Raw genomic sequence first — 2698 nt, 5'->3', positions numbered from 1 at the left:
GCGCAGGGGGCACCGGCCCGCCCGTCCCCCGGGCCCGCCCCTGATCCCTCACTCACGGCCCACACGCTCACCCGCGCCGACGCCCCGCTGGACAACCCGCTCAAGGGCTTCGCCCGCTTCTACCAGGCCGGAGCCGACCAGAACACCGGCTATCCGCACGCGTTGACGTGGAGCTACTTCGGACTCTCCGAGGTCATGAACGACTCCTCGGACTGCGAGAACTACGACTGGGACGTCCTGGACGACGCGCTCGACGAAACCGCCTCCTACGGCAACCAGGCCGCCATCCGCTTCTACATCGAGTACCCGAACGACGCGGGCAGCCATCCCACGAACGCGATCCCGCCGTGCTTCGCCGGGCATGTCACCAACCGCACCAACGCCTACTGGAACACCACCAGCCCCGACTACGACAGCGCCTACCTGCTGGACGCGCTGAAGGACTTCATCGCCGCGTTCGGCGCCCGCTACGACAACGACCCGCGTATCGGGTTCATCCACATGGGGCTGGTCGGCCTCTGGGGCGAGTGGCACACCTGGCCGTACGACACCGACACCTCGGGCGACTCGTATCCGAACTACATGCCCACCGACGCGCACGGTGCCGAGATCGTCCGGGCGTACGACAGTGCCTTCCCGCACACGAGGCTCGAAGTCCGGTACCCGGAGTCCGCGGGCGGCGCGGCCGGCAGTCTGCCGGCCGTCGGCTATCACGACGACTCCTTCTGCTTCCGCGAGGGCTCTCCCCCGGCCGGCGTCACCCTGCCCGCCTCGCTGGGGGGCGCGTCCTACTCGCAGTTGCAGAAAGCCCTCGACCAGGGCGTCGAGAACCGGTGGATCACCGCCTCCATGGGAGGAGAGGTACGCCCCGAGATCCAGTCCACCGCCTTCGACAACTGGCCCGGCGGGTCCGGCGCCGTGGACAACATGAAGGCGTGCCTCGAACTGGAACACACCACCTGGAAGATCAACGAGGGCAGCGCCAACTACGACCCGAGCAACGCCAAGGTGGCGGCTGCCGTCCGGCAGATGGGCTACGACCTCACCGTCGACCACGCCTACTTCCACGACACCGCCCGGGGCAGCACCACCGTCGGGGTGCGGATCACCAACAACGGTGTGGCACCGTTCTACTACCCGTGGACCGTCAGCCTCGGCCTCAAGGACGCGTCCGGGCACGTGGTCAGGGACTGGGCCACGCCCTGGGACCTGCGCAAGGCCATGCCGGTGAGGATCCGTGCCTTCCCCGACTGGGGCGTGGGCTCCGACCCCGCCTACCTCGACTACGGCTATCCGCGGTACTTCGACTCGTCCGTCGACCTCTCCGGTGTCACCGCCGGCACCTATCAGCTCGTGATGAAGGCCAAGAACCCCCTGGAGGACACCAACGCGAGCGCCAAGAAGCTGCGCTTCGCCAACGCGGCCCAGAAGCAGGACGGTTGGCTCGACCTGGGCGCCATGACGGTGGGCTCCGGGACCGGCACCTCGCACAGCTACGAGGCGGAGGCGGCCGCGAACACCCTCACGGGCACGGCCCGGACCGCTGACTGCACCGGCTGCTCCGGCGGCTCGAAGGTCGGCTATGTCGGCAACGGAGCCGCCCTCACCTTCAACGGCGTCGACGGGGGCAACGGCGGCGCCAGGACGGTGACCATCCAGTACGCGACCGCGGAGTCCCGCCCGGCCACCGTCCAGGCCAACGGGGGTACGCCCAAGGCCGTCTCCTTCCCCCCGACACCGGACTGGACCACGACCAGAACGACCACGGTGAGCCTGAACCTGAACGCCGGGACGGGCAACAGCATCACGGTCGCCAACAGTTCGGGGTGGGCGCCTGACATCGACCGCATCACCGTGACCTGACCCCAGGGCGCCGGGGCCCGCTGCCCGCGCCGTGGCCGAGGCGGCTGAGGAGTTCGACGCGGAGCGGATCCGCGTCCGGGAGACCCAGTTCGTCGGTGATGGTCAGGGCCCGGATCCAGGCGGTGTGCGCTGCGTCGGGGCGGGCGGTGACGCGATGGATCTCGGCGAGACACAGCAGACCGGCGGCCTCGCTCTGACGGTCGCCGGTCCGGTGGAAGAGGTCGAGGGCCTGCCGGTAGCAGTCGACGGCCTGGGGATGTCTGCCGAGACGATGGTGGATGTAGCCGAGGCTGTCCCAGGTGTGGGCCTGCCCGTTGAGGTCTCCGGTTTCCCGGGCCAGGTCGAGGGCCTGACGGCAGTGTGCGAGGGCCTGGTGGTGGTCGCCGAGCTGGGCGCGGAGCCAGCCGATGTGGTTGAGGGCGGCGGACTGACCTGCCCGGTCGGCGGCGGCCCGGTAGTGCTTGAGGCTGTGGCCGGCGTGGTCGAGCGCCTGCTGGTGGCGGCCCCGTGCGGCGGACATCCGTGCAAGGTGCTGGTGGGTGCGGGCCTGCCCCGCGTCACTCCCGAGCGCGGCGAACAGTTCGAGGGCGAGCAGGTAGTGGCCGCGGGCGTCGCCGCCGCGCTGCAACCGGTCCTGGGCGAGCCCGAGTCCCCGGTGGGCACCCGCCTGGCCCGCGCGGTCGCCCTGCCGCCGTGCCGCCTCCAGGGCGGTCGTCTGCAGGGCGGCCAGCGCCCGCCAGTACCCGTGCCGGTCGAGGAAGGTGGTGAGGGCCGCGGCGAGCTGCCAGCTGTGGCTGTCGAAGCCATCGGCGCAGGCCTGCGCCACCGCGGCGAC

2 protein-coding genes are annotated in these 2698 nt (G+C 70.7%); one reads left to right on the top strand and one right to left on the bottom strand.

Going from position 1 to position 2698, the window contains the following annotated elements; all coding sequences use genetic code 11:
* The coding region (locus tag AOK01_RS38565; RefSeq protein WP_055520089.1) for a DUF4832 domain-containing protein at positions 1–1863 on the top strand (1863 nt) is incomplete at its 5' end.
* Here the strand turns inward: AOK01_RS38565 and AOK01_RS38560 are convergent.
* A partial coding sequence (locus tag AOK01_RS38560; protein ID WP_157871659.1) for a tetratricopeptide repeat protein occupies positions 1850–2698 on the bottom strand: 849 nt, incomplete at its 5' end. The genes AOK01_RS38565 and AOK01_RS38560 overlap by 14 nt on opposite strands.

Origin of the sequence: Streptomyces aurantiacus (assembly GCF_001418335.1) — a bacterium.
GTDB classification, from domain to species: Bacteria; Actinomycetota; Actinomycetes; order Streptomycetales; family Streptomycetaceae; genus Streptomyces; species Streptomyces aurantiacus.
This window is presented reverse-complemented; position numbering and strand designations above follow the sequence as displayed.